The following is a 12,231-nucleotide window of genomic DNA, read 5'->3' as shown; positions in this document are numbered from 1 at the left end:
ATCACTGAAAACCCGGAAGTCATTCTGCGTCATTCGCGGACTGGCACCAACGACGTCCTAGGAGGACCACAGTGGCTAAGGCCAAGTTCGAGCGGACCAAGCCGCACGTAAACATCGGAACGATCGGTCACGTCGACCACGGCAAGACCACGCTCACCGCAGCGATCTCGAAGGTGCTTGCTGACAAGTACCCTTCGGCGACCAACGTGCAGCGTGACTTCGCGTCGATCGACTCCGCTCCGGAAGAGCGTCAGCGCGGTATCACGATCAACATCTCCCACGTCGAGTACGAGACGCCCAAGCGTCACTACGCTCACGTCGATGCTCCGGGTCACGCCGACTACATCAAGAACATGATCACGGGTGCTGCGCAGATGGATGGCGCAATCCTCGTGGTCGCCGCAACCGACGGCCCCATGGCTCAGACGCGTGAGCACGTGCTGCTCGCGAAGCAGGTCGGCGTGCCGTACCTGGTCGTCGCGCTGAACAAGGCCGACATGGTTGACGACGAGGAGATCCTGGAGCTCGTCGAGCTCGAGGTTCGCGAGCTCCTCTCGAGCCAGGACTACCCCGGCGACGACGCACCTGTCGTTCAGGTCTCGGGCCTCAAGGCGCTCGAGGGCGACGAGAAGTGGGCCGAGAAGATCGTCGAGCTCATGCAGGCTGTCGACGACAACGTGCCGGAGCCCGTCCGCGACAAGGACAAGCCGTTCCTCATGCCCGTCGAGGACGTCTTCACGATCACCGGTCGTGGAACCGTCGTCACGGGTCGCGCCGAGCGTGGCACGCTCTCGATCAACTCCGACGTCGAGATCGTCGGCCTCCGCCCGACCGTCAAGACGACGGTCACGGGTATCGAGATGTTCCACAAGCAGCTCGACGAGGCGTGGGCCGGTGAGAACTGTGGTCTGCTCCTTCGTGGCACCAAGCGTGAGGACGTCGAGCGCGGTCAGGTCATCGTCGCTCCCGGTTCCGTCACGCCGCACACGAACTTCGAGGGAACCGCATACATCCTCTCGAAGGACGAGGGTGGCCGTCACAACCCGTTCTTCACGAACTACCGCCCGCAGTTCTACTTCCGTACCACGGACGTGACCGGCGTCATCACCCTGCCCGAGGGCAAGGAAATGATCATGCCTGGTGACACCACGGACATGACCGTCGAGCTCATCCAGCCGATCGCCATGGAAGAGGGCCTCGGCTTCGCAATCCGTGAGGGTGGCCGCACCGTCGGCGCCGGCACGGTGACGAAGATCAACAAGTAAGCTTCCAGCTCACTGCAGAATGGGGTCGGACCTTCGGGTCCGGCCCCATTCTTGTTTTCTCGGCGTCCGAGCGGATCGCGAGTGCCCGCGGGTCGACTCGGCGGCTCACCGATTCGGGAACCGGGTTAGAATCAGACGCCGTGTGACGAGCGAAGCTCCGCAGCCTCTCGATTCCCTCCGATGAGCTCCTCGACGCACCGAGCGGAGGAACGCCCACCGCCTCAGCGCAGCCCCAGGAGCTCGACGAATGTCCGTACGCGCAGAACGCCCCACGAGCGCGAGCGCTCGGCCTGCGCCGAACCGCTACCGGACCGACATCCAGGGCCTGCGGGCGATCGCATCCCTCCTCGTCGCGTCGTTCCACATCTGGTTCGGCACCGTCTCCGGCGGCGTCGACCTGTTCTTCGTCCTCGGCGGGTTCCTGCTCGCCACGACGCTTGTCGGGGAACTCGAGCGGCGGGGGAGCATCCGAGCCTGGCAGTACGTGAAACGCACGGCGACGCGCCTGTTCCCGATGGCGGGGCTCGTCCTCATCGTCGTCGCTGTCGTCCTCCTCCTCACTGCCCCGGCGCTCTCCTTCCAGCGGAACGTCACCGACCTCTTCGCCGCCGCCACCTACTGGGAGAACTGGCGACTCGCCGGGGACGCGACCGACTACATCGCGGCTGGCCACGACAAGTCAGCGGTCCAGCATTTCTGGGCCATGTCGGTGCAGGGCCAGGCCACGCTGATCCTGCTCGGGTTCGTCCTCGTGCTCGGCGCCGTCGCGAAGCTGGCGAAGTGGCCTGTGCGGCGCGTGGCCGTAGCGGGGTTCGCGCTGCTCACCGCCGCCTCCCTCGCCTACGCCCTCAACGGGGTGGCGGTCGACCCCGTCCCTACCTACTACAGCACGTGGGCTCGCCTGTGGGAGTTCGGGATCGGGGCCGTCGCGGCGCTGGTCGTCACGCGGATCCACGTGCCGAAGGTGCTCAGGGCGATCCTCGGCAGCCTGGGGCTCGCCCTCGTGCTCAGCGCAGGTCTCCTGCCGAGCTCCTGGCCGTATCCGGGACTCATCGCGCTCTACCCGGTCGGCGGGGCGCTGCTCGTCCTCGTCGCCGGCGCATCGGGCGAACCCGCCGGGGGCAACCGGCTCCTCACCTGGAGGCCATTGGTCTGGCTCGGCGGCTTCTCCTACGGCCTGTACCTCTGGAGCTGGCCGATCCTCAAGCTGTTCGTCGAGGTCTTCCCGGACCGGGCCGAGCCGGTCTCGTTCTTCGACGGGCTCCTCCTCCTCGCGGTCTCGATCGCCATCGCGTGGGCGACCTCCCGCGGCCTCAAGCTCCTGGGGAGGATCAGGAACCCGCTCGCGCAGATCGATGCGACTGCCCCGAAGTGGAAGCCGAATCCGAGGCTCATCACCTCCGTCACCGTTCCCCTGGTCGCACTTGTCGCCTTCGTCGGCGTCCAGATCGCTCCCCAGGTCCACGAGGACGCCATCGAGGCGATCGAACTCGCGCCGGCCGTCGACAACCTCGACGAGCTCTCGGCGGTCATCGCGGACGCGATCGCAGATCCCACCGTCCCGGACGGGAGACTGCTCACCGGGGCTGAAGCGCGCAGCGAGGAGTGGGAACTCGACGACTGCGTGTCGGTCGCGTCGGATGAGGCGGTCGATCGCTGCGCGTACGGAAGCCCGGATGCAGAGCGCGAGGTGTGGATCGTCGGGGATTCCCAGGCCGTGACGTGGGCGCCAGGGTTCCGAGAAGCACTCGGCGAGGACACGAAGTTGCAGCTCATGGGGCTGTCGATGTGCCCGTTCACCTCCGGAGCGGGACTGGACAGCATCGACCACTACCGGGAGACGTGCGAGGGACACAACTCCTGGGTCGTCGAACAGGCGGCCGAGCGACTCCCGGACGTCGTCGTGGTCACGTACGGCGCCTGGTGGGTCGGTGACGGATACGAGGACCTCGGTGATGGCGTCGGAGCCGACCTCGGACGGGGCAGCAGCGACTACGTCCGAGCCCTCACCGATCTCGGCATCGAGGTCGTGTGGCTCGATTCGGTGCCGCCGACGCAGGCCCTCGACGAGTGCATGGAGGCGTCGACGGTCTCGGAGGCAGCGCGTGCGTGCGAGACGCCGTTCGGCGAGGAGCGCCAGCAGCGCGTCGACGAGCTGGCGACCGTGATGGGGGAGTCCGGTGCCGATGTGGTTCCCACGACCGCCTGGTTCTGCGACCTCGACCTGGCGTCGTGCCCGAGCGTGGTTTCCGGGACGCCTGTCCACAGCGATCCGACGCACATCGGCAGGCAGTACTCGCTGTACCTCTCGAAGGTCATCGCTGACCGAGTTCTGGCCCCGCACGGCTTCTGAGCCAGCGATCTCGAGGTCGCGACACGCCCGGGTTGCAAGAACAGGTCCGTCCGGTCTAAACTCGGTGAGTTCAGTATTTCGGGGCCCGGCGCTAGTCGTGTGTTCGAATCACTGCCCGGAGAGTGCATAAGCGCCCAATGTCTTCAGACAGCAGTCGGAAGACAGACGGAGTGTCGCAAGACGCCCAGCGCGCAGCTTAGGCCACCGGCAGCAGAGCAAAGCTCCGGCCAACGGACAACACCTCACCGAGGTCGAGTCCGGAAGGCCGTCCATCAGCTTGAGTACACTCCTGTGCTCCGAGCAGGTGAACTTGACAGAAAAACAGTGGTGCGAATCCCGGCGTGAAGACGCCACGGGGTTGCATGCGAAGCCGCAATGGCGGCACGTCATTGAGAGAGAGAGTCAACCATGGCGGGACAGAAGATCCGCATTCGACTGAAGTCGTATGACCACGAGGTCATCGACAGCTCGGCGCGCAAGATCGTCGACACCGTAACCCGTGCTGGCGCCTCCGTCATCGGTCCGGTGCCCCTGCCTACCGAGAAGAACGTGATCGCCGTGATCCGTAGCCCTCACAAGTACAAGGACAGCCGCGAGCACTTCGAGATGCGCACCCACAAGCGTCTGATCGACATCGTCGACCCGACGCCGAAGGCCGTCGACTCGCTCATGCGTCTCGACCTTCCGGCCGACGTCAACATCGAGATCAAGCTCTAGGGAAACACATGTCTACCGCTACCAAGACGTTCAAGGGACTGCTGGGCACGAAGCTCGGCATGACCCAGGTCTGGGACGCTGACAACCGTCTCGTCCCCGTCACGGTCATCCAGGTGAGCACCAACGTCGTCACCGAGATCATGACCGTCGAAAAGAACGGCTACGAAGCCGTCCAGATCGCCGCAGGCGCTATCGACCCGCGCAAGGTGAACAAGCCGGCCGCCGGCAAGTTCGCAGCAGCGGGCGTCACGCCGCGCCGTCACATCACCGAACTCCGCACCGCTGACGCAGCGACGTACACGATCGGTCAGGAGCTCGGCGCAGACACGTTCGAGCCCGGCACGAAGATCGACGTCGTCGGCACCAGCAAGGGCAAGGGCTTCGCCGGTGTCATGAAGCGTCACAACTTCTCCGGCGTCGGCGCATCCCACGGTGCCCACAAGAACCACCGTCGCCCCGGCTCCATCGGTGCCTCCGCGACCCCCAGCCGTGTCTTCAAGGGCACGCGCATGGCTGGCCGGATGGGTGGCGACCGCGTCACCGTCCAGAACCTCACGGTTCACGCAGCCGACGCCGAGAAGGGCATCCTCCTCGTCAAGGGTGCTGTCCCCGGCCCCAAGGGTCGTCTCGTTTTCGTTCGCAACGCAGTGAAGGGGGCCTAGTTTCCTATGGCAACCAAGATTGACGTCACCGACGCAGCCGGCAAGAAGTCCGGCACGGTCGAACTGCCTGCCGCCATCTTCGACGCGCAGACCAACGTCCCGCTGATCCACCAGGTTGTCGTCGCACAGCGTGCAGCTGCTCGTCAGGGCACGCACAAGACGAAGAACCGTGGAGAGGTTTCCGGTTCAGGCCGCAAGCCGTTCAAGCAGAAGGGCACCGGCCGCGCCCGTCAGGGTTCGGTCCGCATGCCGCAGCACAAGGGCGGTGGCATCGTCCACGGGCCGACGCCGCGCGACTACTCGCAGCGCACCCCCAAGAAGATGATCGCAGCAGCCCTCATCGGCGCACTGAGCGACCGCGCACGCGGTGGCCACCTGCACATCGTCGACTCCCTCGTCACGGGTGAGAAGGCTTCGACCAAGGTCGCGGCAGCAGCAATCGCGAAGGTCGCGGCGGGACGCAACATCCTCGTCGTCCTCGACCGCAGCGACGAGCTCAGCCTCCTGAGCGTGCGCAACCTCCCGGCGCTCCACGTCCTGTTCGTTGACCAGCTCAACGCCTACGACGTGCTCGTCTCGGACGACATCCTCTTCACGAAGGCTGCCTACGACGCGTTCGTCGAGAGCAAGACCAGCAAGGAGCAGGGCGCATGAGCGCAAACAACAAGGACCCGCGCGACATCATCTTCGCGCCGGTGATCTCCGAGAAGAGCTACAGCCTGATCGACCAGGGCAAGTACACCTTCGAGGTCGACCCTCGTTCGAACAAGACCGAGATCAAGCTCGCCATCGAGCAGATCTTCGACGTCAAGGTCGACAAGGTCAACACCTTGAACCGCACGGGCAAGACGCGCCGCACCCGCTTCGGGCTCGGCAAGCGCAAGGACACCAAGCGCGCCATCGTCTCGCTCAAGTCCGGCACCATCGACATCTTCTCGAACGCCGGTTAATCGAGAGCACAGAGGACGAATTCACATGGCTATTCGCAATTACAAGCCCACGACGCCTGGCCGTCGTGGAGCCTCGGTGTCCGAGTTCACCGAGATCACGCGCTCGACTCCTGAGAAGTCGCTGCTCCGCCCCCTGACCAAGTCGGGTGGCCGCAACAACCAGGGACGCATCACGACTCGTCACATCGGTGGTGGCCACAAGCGCCAGTACCGCGTCATCGACTTCCGTCGCAATGACAAGGACGGCGTGAACGCCAAGGTCGCTCACATCGAGTACGACCCCAACCGCACCGCTCGCATCGCGCTGCTGCACTTCTTCGACGGAACGAAGCGCTACATCCTGGCTCCGAACAAGCTCAAGCAGGGCGACATCATCGAGTCGGGCGCTGGCGCCGACATCAAGCCGGGCAACAACCTCCCGCTGAAGAACATCCCGACCGGTACGGTCATCCACGCCATCGAGCTCCGCCCAGGCGGCGGCGCGAAGATGGCCCGTTCGGCCGGAGCTTCCGTTCGCCTCGTCGCGAAGGACGGCCCCTACGCCCAGCTGCGTCTGCCGAGCGGCGAAGTCCGCAACGTCGACGTGCGCTGCCGCGCGACGATCGGCGAGGTCGGCAACGCCGAGCAGTCGAACATCAACCTGGGCAAGGCCGGCCGCAAGCGCTGGCTCGGCGTTCGTCCCACGGTCCGTGGTGTCGTCATGAACCCGGTCGACCACCCGCACGGTGGTGGTGAAGGTCGCACCTCCGGTGGACGTCACCCGGTGAGCCCCTGGGGTAAGCCAGAAGGCCGCACCCGTCGCCCCAACAAGGAGAGCGACAAGCTCATCGTCCGCCGTCGCCCTGCCGGCAAGAAGCGTAAGTAGGAGATCAGAAGATGCCTCGCAGTCTCAAGAAGGGCCCCTTCGTCGACGAACACCTCTTCCAGAAGGTGGTCAAGCAGAACGAAGCTGGCTCGAAGAACGTCATCAAGACCTGGTCGCGCCGATCGATGATCGTGCCGGACATGCTCGGACACACCATCGCCGTGCACGACGGTCGCAAGCACATCCCCGTGTTTGTCACCGAAACCATGGTCGGCCACAAGCTCGGCGAGTTTGCACCGACCCGCACCTTCCGTGGACACGAGAAGGACGACAAGAAGGGTCGTCGCCGCTAACGCGGCGACGTGAAGGAGGAAAATATGGTGGAGTCAACCGCACGCGTGCGGCACATCCGCGTCACCCCTCAGAAGGCTCGTCGCGTCGTCAACTTGATCCGCGGCAAGCAGGCGCTCGAAGCGCTCGCAATTCTGAAGTTCGCACCTCAGGGTGCCTCTGAGCCGGTCTACAAGGTCGTTGCATCAGCAATCGCCAACGCACGAGTCAAGGCAGACAAGGACAGCGAGTTCCTTGACGAGCGCGACCTCTACATCGCCAAGGCGTTCGTAGACGAGGGTGCAACCCTCAAGCGCTTCCGTCCGCGTGCACAGGGACGAGCATTCCGCATCAACAAGCGCACAAGCCACATCACGGTTGTGCTGGCGACGCCGGAGCTCGCCGAGGCCGAGAAGGGGAGCAGCAAGTAATGGGCCAGAAGATCAATCCGTACGGCTTCCGTCTCGGAATCACGACCGACCACGTCAGCCGCTGGTACGCAGACTCGACCAAGCCGGGTCAGCGCTACAGCGACTACGTCAAGGAAGACATTCGCATCCGCGAGTACCTCCAGAAGTCGCTCGACCGTGCAGGCGTCTCGCGTATCGAGATCGAGCGCACACGTGACCGCGTTCGCGTCGACATCTACACGGCTCGCCCCGGCATCGTCATCGGACGACGCGGAGCAGAGGCCGAGCGCATCCGCGCCGACCTCGAGAAGCTCACGGGCAAGCAGATCCAGCTGAACATCCTCGAGGTCAAGAACCCCGAGGCTGACGCCCAGCTGGTCGCGCAGGGCATCGCCGAGCAGCTCTCTGCTCGCGTCGCCTTCCGCCGTGCAATGCGCAAGGGCCTCCAGGGCGCTCAGCGTGCAGGTGCCAAGGGCATCCGCATCCAGGTCTCTGGCCGCCTCGGCGGCGCGGAGATGAGCCGCTCGGAGTTCTACCGTGAAGGACGCGTTCCGCTGCACACGCTCCGCGCCAACATCGACTACGGCTTCTACGAGGCCAAGACCACCTACGGTCGCATCGGTGTCAAGGTGTGGATCTACAAGGGCGACATGACCAACAAGGAACTCGCCCGCGAACAGGCCAACCAGAAGTCGTCCCGTGGGGACCGTAACGACCGCTCCCGCCGTGGCCCGCGCCGCGACAACGAGAAGCAGGTCGCCGCAGGAGTTGAGGCGTAACCATGTTGATTCCACGTCGAGTCAAGCACCGTAAGCAGCACCGCCCGGACCGCAGCGGCATGTCGAAGGGTGGCAACACCGTCTCGTTCGGCGAGTTCGGCATCCAGGCGCTCACGCCGTCCTACGTCACGAACCGTCAGATCGAGGCAGCTCGTATCGCGATGACCCGCCACATCAAGCGTGGCGGCAAGGTCTGGATCAACATCTACCCGGACCGCCCGATGACCGCTCGCCCCGCCGAGACCCGCATGGGTTCCGGTAAGGGTGCAGTCGACTCCTGGGTCGCGAACGTCAAGCCCGGCCGCGTCCTCTTCGAGGTCGCCGGCGTCAGCGAGGAGCTCGCTCGCGAGGCCCTCACGCGCGCCATCCACAAGCTGCCGCTCAAGGCACGCATCATTTCGCGCGAGGAAGGCGAGTAATCATGGCGATTGGTACCAAGGAGCTCGCCACCACCGAGCTCGACAACTTCGAAGACGGACGTCTCGTCGAAGAGCTCAAGAAGGCGAAGGAAGAGCTGTTCAACCTGCGCTTCCAGGCCGTGACCAACCAGGTCGAAGAGCGTGGACGCATCCGTCAGGTCAAGCGCGACATCGCGCGCATCTACACGGTGATCCGCGAGCGTGAGCTCGGGATCCGCGCAACCCCGGCCCCGGTCGAGAAGCCGGCCAAGAAGTCGAAGGCCACGAAGGCTTCGAAGAAGGCCGAAGCCCCTGAGGCTGCGCCCGAGGCTGAGAACGAGGAGACCAAGTAATGGCTGAAAGCACGACACAGCCCGAGGCAACGGAAGAGGCGCACGAGCGCAACTACCGCAAGACCCGGCGCGGCTACGTCACGAGCGACAAGATGGACAAGACCATCACCGTCTCGGTCGAAGAGCGCGTCAAGCACCCCCTCTACGGCAAGGTGCTCCGCCGCTCGAGCAAGGTCAAGGCGCACGACGCCGACAACCAGGCCGGCATCGGCGACCTCGTCCTGATTGCAGAGACCCGTCCCCTCAGCGCTACCAAGCGCTGGCGCCTGGTCGAGATCCTGGAGAAGGCGAAGTAGGCCTCGCCTCTTCGACCGCTCAGCGAAGGAATTTGACAGATGCTTCAGCAAGAATCCCGAGTCCGCGTCGCCGACAACACCGGCGCCAAGGAACTCCTCACGATCCGCGTACTCGGTGGCTCCGGCCGCCGCTACGCGGGAATCGGTGACGTCATCGTCGCGACCGTCAAGGACGCGATCCCCGGCGGAAACCTCAAGAAGGGTGAGGTCGTCAAGGCCGTCATCGTTCGCACGATCAAGTCGACCCGTCGTCCCGACGGCTCGTACATCAAGTTCGACGAGAACGCAGCGGTCATCCTCAAGGGTGACAACGAGCCGCGTGGCACTCGAATCTTCGGACCGGTCGGTCGCGAGCTCCGCGACAAGAAGTTCATGAAGATCGTGTCGCTCGCGCCGGAGGTGATTTAACCCATGGCAACGATCCGCAAGGGAGACCTGGTCCAGGTCATCTCAGGCACGAGCCAGGCCCGCGGTGGAGACCGCGGCAAGCAGGGCGAAGTGCTCGAGGTGCTCCGCGACGAGAACCGCATTCTCGTCCAGGGCATCAACTTCGTGACCAAGCACGTTCGCGTCGGACAGACGCAGCGTGGCACGAAGACGGGTGGCATCGAGACCGTCGAGGCCCCCATCCACATCTCGAACGTCGCACTCGTCGACCCCGAGACCAAGCAGCCGGCTCGCACCGGTGTGCAGGTCGAAGAGGTCACGAAGGACGGCGTCACCAAGACGGTGCGCACGCGCGTCTTCAAGCCCTCGCGTCGCGCAGCCAAGCCTGCCAAGGCAGAGAAGGCCCCCAAGGCTGACAAGGCCGAGAAGTCCGAGAAGAAGCCCGCGACGAAGGCCAAGGCTGCCGCACCGAAGAAGAAGGACGACGAGTAGATATGACTGACATCGCCACGGAGGCTGGCAAAATCCAGCCCCGTCTCAAGCTGAAGTACCGCGAAGAGCTCAAGGCTCAGCTGCAGGCAGACCTCGGCGTGAGCAACGTCCACCAGGTTCCGGGTCTCGTGAAGATCGTCGTGAACATGGGTGTTGGCGAGGCAGCTCGCGACGGCAAGATCATCGAAGGTGCCATCACGGACCTCACGGCGATCACGGGTCAGAAGCCCAAGGTCACGAAGGCCACGAAGTCCATCGCACAGTTCAAGCTGCGCGAAGGCCAGCCGATCGGCGCGCACGTCACGCTGCGCGGCGACCGCATGTGGGAGTTCCTCGACCGCCTGCTCTCGCTCGCTCTTCCCCGTATCCGCGACTTCCGTGGTCTCAGCGACCGCCAGTTCGACGGCAACGGAAACTACACCTTCGGCCTCACGGAGCAGGTAATGTTCCATGAGATCGATCCAGACAAGATCGACCGCACACGCGGTATGGACATCACCGTCGTCACGACGGCGAAGAACGACGAAGAAGGACGTGCCCTCCTGGGCAAGCTCGGCTTCCCGTTCCAGGCCGGTCTCCAGCAGAACTAGTCTGAACACCCGAGGGTCACGGCAGCAGCCGTGACCCCATCGGGCTGTTGCAACCGCAACCGCCCGTCCACCACAGGTCGCGGGGCCGTGTACGGCCCCGCGAAACCAGGCGAAAGGCACTCATCATGACGATGACAGATCCCGTCGCAGATATGCTGACGCGACTGCGCAACGCGAACTCGGCGCACCACGACTCCGTGTCGATGCCGAGCTCGAAGCTCAAGTCCCACATTGCCGACATCCTCAAGCGCGAGGGCTACATCACCGACTGGACAGTCGAAGATGCACGAGTGGGCCAGACCCTCACTCTCTCGCTCAAGTTCGGTCCGAACCGCGAGAGGTCGATCGTCGGCATCAAGCGCGTCTCCAAGCCAGGTCTTCGCGTCTACGCGCGCTCGACCGAGCTGCCAAGCGTCCTCGGCGGCCTCGGCATTGCCATCCTGTCCACCTCCTCCGGTCTCCTCACGGACCGTCAGGCCGAGCAGAAGGGCGTAGGCGGAGAAGTCCTCGCCTACGTGTGGTAATCCGTCATGTCACGAATTGGTCGTCTCCCGATCAGCGTCCCAGCTGGCGTTGACATCAAGATCGACGCGCAGAACGTCACCGTCAAGGGCCCGAAGGGCGAGCTCGCGCTCGTCGTCGCCAACCCCATCGAGGTCAAGCTCGAAGACGGTCAGGTTCTCGTCACGCGTCCGAACGACGAGCGTGAGTCCCGTGCACTGCACGGCCTGACCCGCACGCTCATCAACAACAACATCATCGGCGTCACCGAGGGCTACACCAAGAAGCTCGAGGTCGTTGGAACCGGTTACCGCATCGTTTCCAAGGGCACGGGCGTCGAGTTCGCACTCGGCTACTCGCACCCGATCAACGTCGAGCCCCCGGCGGGCATCACGTTCCAGGTCGAGGGCAACAACAAGCTCACGGTCGTCGGAATCGACAAGCAGGCTGTCGGCGAGGTCGCAGCGAACATCCGCAAGCTCCGCCTCCCCGAGCCCTACAAGGGCAAGGGCGTGCGTTACGAGGGCGAGCAGATCCGCCGCAAGGCCGGAAAGTCAGGTAAGTAACCATGGGACTCGGAACTCGAGGAAAGAGCAAGCAGGCAGCGACCCGTCGCCGCCACGTCCGCCTTCGCAAGAAGGTCTCCGGCGACGCGCAGCGTCCCCGTCTCGTCGTCACGCGCTCCGCGCGTCACGTCTTCGTCCAGGTTGTCGACGACACCAAGGGCATCACGCTCGCATCCGCATCCACCATGGAAGCTGAGCTGCGTGCGTTCGAGGGCGACAAGTCCGCAAAGGCGAAGCGAGTCGGCGAGCTCGTCGGCGCACGCGCCAAGGACGCCGGCATCGAGAGCGTGGTCTTCGACCGCGGCGGCAACAAGTACGCCGGTCGCGTCGCGGCCATCGCTGATGGAGCACGAGAGGCAGGGCTGAACCTGTGACCG

General features: G+C 64.6%; 18 protein-coding genes and 1 pseudogene. All 19 read left to right on the top strand.

Annotated elements, in window-relative coordinates:
• Window positions 1-71: 71 nt before the first annotated feature.
• The 19 genes and pseudogenes from tuf (at window position 72) to rplR (ending at window position 12,228) form a co-directional block, all read left to right on the top strand.
• Window positions 72-1,265 carry an elongation factor Tu gene (gene tuf, locus C5C17_RS14330; RefSeq protein WP_068479300.1) on the top strand — a complete coding sequence of 398 codons (1,194 nt, stop codon included), beginning with the start codon at window positions 72-74 and terminating at the stop codon, window positions 1,263-1,265.
• Between the two features lie 247 nt (window positions 1,266-1,512).
• Window positions 1,513-3,618 (top strand): acyltransferase family protein, encoded by a 2,106-nt coding sequence (locus C5C17_RS14325; RefSeq protein WP_104254038.1) that lies wholly within the window; start codon window positions 1,513-1,515, stop codon window positions 3,616-3,618.
• A 408-nt stretch (window positions 3,619-4,026) separates the two neighbouring features.
• Window positions 4,027-4,335 carry a 30S ribosomal protein S10 gene (gene rpsJ, locus C5C17_RS14320; protein ID WP_068479296.1) on the top strand — a complete coding sequence of 103 codons (309 nt, stop codon included), beginning with the start codon at window positions 4,027-4,029 and terminating at the stop codon, window positions 4,333-4,335.
• Window positions 4,336-4,343: 8 nt separating this feature from the next.
• Complete coding sequence (rplC, locus tag C5C17_RS14315) at window positions 4,344-4,997, top strand: 50S ribosomal protein L3 (RefSeq protein WP_104254037.1); 654 nt, start codon at window positions 4,344-4,346, stop codon at window positions 4,995-4,997.
• Between the two features lie 6 nt (window positions 4,998-5,003).
• On the top strand, window positions 5,004-5,651 hold the full coding sequence (gene rplD, locus C5C17_RS14310) for a 50S ribosomal protein L4 (RefSeq protein ID WP_104254036.1): 648 nt from the start codon (window positions 5,004-5,006) through the stop codon (window positions 5,649-5,651).
• Window positions 5,648-5,947, top strand: coding sequence for a 50S ribosomal protein L23 (gene rplW, locus C5C17_RS14305; RefSeq protein ID WP_068479290.1), 300 nt, complete (start codon window positions 5,648-5,650; stop codon window positions 5,945-5,947). Before rplD ends, rplW begins: the two co-directional genes overlap by 4 nt.
• A gap of 25 nt (window positions 5,948-5,972) precedes the next feature.
• The gene (gene rplB, locus C5C17_RS14300; RefSeq protein ID WP_104254035.1) at window positions 5,973-6,812 is read left to right on the top strand and encodes a 50S ribosomal protein L2; all 840 of its coding nucleotides are present in this window, start codon (window positions 5,973-5,975) and stop codon (window positions 6,810-6,812) included.
• Window positions 6,813-6,823: 11 nt separating this feature from the next.
• A complete protein-coding gene (gene rpsS, locus C5C17_RS14295) occupies window positions 6,824-7,105 on the top strand; it encodes a 30S ribosomal protein S19 (protein ID WP_068479286.1) in 282 nt (93 codons plus the stop codon).
• A gap of 24 nt (window positions 7,106-7,129) precedes the next feature.
• Complete coding sequence (gene rplV, locus C5C17_RS14290) at window positions 7,130-7,513, top strand: 50S ribosomal protein L22 (protein WP_104254034.1); 384 nt, start codon at window positions 7,130-7,132, stop codon at window positions 7,511-7,513.
• The gene (gene rpsC / locus C5C17_RS14285; protein ID WP_068479282.1) at window positions 7,513-8,271 is read left to right on the top strand and encodes a 30S ribosomal protein S3; all 759 of its coding nucleotides are present in this window, start codon (window positions 7,513-7,515) and stop codon (window positions 8,269-8,271) included. The genes rplV and rpsC overlap by 1 nt, the downstream gene beginning before the upstream one ends.
• A 2-nt stretch (window positions 8,272-8,273) precedes the next feature.
• Window positions 8,274-8,690 carry a 50S ribosomal protein L16 gene (rplP, locus tag C5C17_RS14280; protein ID WP_068479279.1) on the top strand — a complete coding sequence of 139 codons (417 nt, stop codon included), beginning with the start codon at window positions 8,274-8,276 and terminating at the stop codon, window positions 8,688-8,690.
• Between the two features lie 2 nt (window positions 8,691-8,692).
• Window positions 8,693-9,022 (top strand): 50S ribosomal protein L29, encoded by a 330-nt coding sequence (rpmC, locus tag C5C17_RS14275; protein ID WP_104254033.1) that lies wholly within the window; start codon window positions 8,693-8,695, stop codon window positions 9,020-9,022.
• Window positions 9,022-9,318 (top strand): 30S ribosomal protein S17, encoded by a 297-nt coding sequence (gene rpsQ, locus C5C17_RS14270; protein ID WP_104254032.1) that lies wholly within the window; start codon window positions 9,022-9,024, stop codon window positions 9,316-9,318. Before rpmC ends, rpsQ begins: the two co-directional genes overlap by 1 nt.
• Window positions 9,319-9,357: 39 nt before the next feature.
• Window positions 9,358-9,726 (top strand): 50S ribosomal protein L14, encoded by a 369-nt coding sequence (rplN, locus tag C5C17_RS14265; protein ID WP_104254031.1) that lies wholly within the window; start codon window positions 9,358-9,360, stop codon window positions 9,724-9,726.
• Between the two features lie 3 nt (window positions 9,727-9,729).
• Window positions 9,730-10,074 (top strand): annotated as a pseudogene (rplX, locus tag C5C17_RS14260) (50S ribosomal protein L24); the annotation flags it as partial.
• Between the two features lie 125 nt (window positions 10,075-10,199).
• Window positions 10,200-10,787 (top strand): 50S ribosomal protein L5, encoded by a 588-nt coding sequence (gene rplE, locus C5C17_RS14255; protein WP_104254029.1) that lies wholly within the window; start codon window positions 10,200-10,202, stop codon window positions 10,785-10,787.
• Window positions 10,788-10,912: 125 nt separating this feature from the next.
• Window positions 10,913-11,311 carry a 30S ribosomal protein S8 gene (gene rpsH / locus C5C17_RS14250; RefSeq protein ID WP_068479267.1) on the top strand — a complete coding sequence of 133 codons (399 nt, stop codon included), beginning with the start codon at window positions 10,913-10,915 and terminating at the stop codon, window positions 11,309-11,311.
• A 6-nt stretch (window positions 11,312-11,317) separates the two neighbouring features.
• Complete coding sequence (gene rplF / locus C5C17_RS14245; RefSeq protein WP_104254028.1) at window positions 11,318-11,854, top strand: 50S ribosomal protein L6; 537 nt, start codon at window positions 11,318-11,320, stop codon at window positions 11,852-11,854.
• Window positions 11,855-11,856: 2 nt separating this feature from the next.
• On the top strand, window positions 11,857-12,228 hold the full coding sequence (gene rplR, locus C5C17_RS14240) for a 50S ribosomal protein L18 (protein ID WP_068479263.1): 372 nt from the start codon (window positions 11,857-11,859) through the stop codon (window positions 12,226-12,228).
• The last annotated feature ends 3 nt before the right edge of the window (window positions 12,229-12,231 follow it).

Origin of the sequence: Pseudoclavibacter sp. RFBA6 (genome assembly GCF_002931575.1) — a bacterium.
In the GTDB taxonomy this organism is placed as follows: Bacteria; Actinomycetota; Actinomycetes; order Actinomycetales; family Microbacteriaceae; genus Pseudoclavibacter; species Pseudoclavibacter terrae.
This window is presented reverse-complemented; position numbering and strand designations above follow the sequence as displayed.

Excerpts from the sequence above, each read along its gene's own strand:
- C5C17_RS14325 (WP_104254038.1), top strand. The coding sequence starts at position 1,513 with ATGTCCGTACGCGCAGAACGCCCCACGAGCGCGAGCGCTCGGCCTGCG.
- rpsJ (WP_068479296.1), top strand. The coding sequence starts at position 4,027 with ATGGCGGGACAGAAGATCCGCATTCGACTGAAGTCGTATGACCACGAG.
- rplC (WP_104254037.1), top strand. The coding sequence starts at position 4,344 with ATGTCTACCGCTACCAAGACGTTCAAGGGACTGCTGGGCACGAAGCTC.
- rplD (WP_104254036.1), top strand. The coding sequence starts at position 5,004 with ATGGCAACCAAGATTGACGTCACCGACGCAGCCGGCAAGAAGTCCGGC.
- rplW (WP_068479290.1), top strand. The coding sequence starts at position 5,648 with ATGAGCGCAAACAACAAGGACCCGCGCGACATCATCTTCGCGCCGGTG.
- rplB (WP_104254035.1), top strand. The coding sequence starts at position 5,973 with ATGGCTATTCGCAATTACAAGCCCACGACGCCTGGCCGTCGTGGAGCC.
- rpsS (WP_068479286.1), top strand. The coding sequence starts at position 6,824 with ATGCCTCGCAGTCTCAAGAAGGGCCCCTTCGTCGACGAACACCTCTTC.
- rplV (WP_104254034.1), top strand. The coding sequence starts at position 7,130 with ATGGTGGAGTCAACCGCACGCGTGCGGCACATCCGCGTCACCCCTCAG.
- rpsC (WP_068479282.1), top strand. The coding sequence starts at position 7,513 with ATGGGCCAGAAGATCAATCCGTACGGCTTCCGTCTCGGAATCACGACC.
- rplP (WP_068479279.1), top strand. The coding sequence starts at position 8,274 with ATGTTGATTCCACGTCGAGTCAAGCACCGTAAGCAGCACCGCCCGGAC.
- rpmC (WP_104254033.1), top strand. The coding sequence starts at position 8,693 with ATGGCGATTGGTACCAAGGAGCTCGCCACCACCGAGCTCGACAACTTC.
- rpsQ (WP_104254032.1), top strand. The coding sequence starts at position 9,022 with ATGGCTGAAAGCACGACACAGCCCGAGGCAACGGAAGAGGCGCACGAG.
- rplN (WP_104254031.1), top strand. The coding sequence starts at position 9,358 with ATGCTTCAGCAAGAATCCCGAGTCCGCGTCGCCGACAACACCGGCGCC.
- rplE (WP_104254029.1), top strand. The coding sequence starts at position 10,200 with ATGACTGACATCGCCACGGAGGCTGGCAAAATCCAGCCCCGTCTCAAG.
- rpsH (WP_068479267.1), top strand. The coding sequence starts at position 10,913 with ATGACGATGACAGATCCCGTCGCAGATATGCTGACGCGACTGCGCAAC.
- rplF (WP_104254028.1), top strand. The coding sequence starts at position 11,318 with ATGTCACGAATTGGTCGTCTCCCGATCAGCGTCCCAGCTGGCGTTGAC.
- rplR (WP_068479263.1), top strand. The coding sequence starts at position 11,857 with ATGGGACTCGGAACTCGAGGAAAGAGCAAGCAGGCAGCGACCCGTCGC.